General features: G+C 58.8%; 1 protein-coding gene. It reads left to right on the top strand.

Annotated features, from left to right (window positions below; genetic code table 11):
- Window positions 1–204 (top strand): hypothetical protein (locus AC0IYH_RS32165; RefSeq protein ID WP_471838370.1); only part of this gene is annotated, 204 nt, incomplete at its 5' end.
- Window positions 205–262 lie beyond the last annotated feature (58 nt).

The raw sequence follows: 262 nt of genomic DNA on the forward strand, positions 1-262 counted from the left end.
GATCTCATTGGCGAGGAAGCTGCCCGTACCGGAAAGTCAGTTCGTGAGGTCGTCCTCGAACACGACCTCATCCCGGAGGAAAGGCTGGACGAGATCATGTCGACCCAGAACTTCCTGCACCCCCGGTATTCCGGACGTACCTACGAGCCGAGTGACCGCGGTCTCCCGGAGGATCCCAGGACATTCGTGTCCGAGCGTTGCTGACACGCGATGATGCTCTTCATTCAACTGGCCGTCGTCCTACTATTCATCTTCCTGGGGG

Source organism: Pseudomonas sp. AC463 (genome assembly GCF_979253585.1).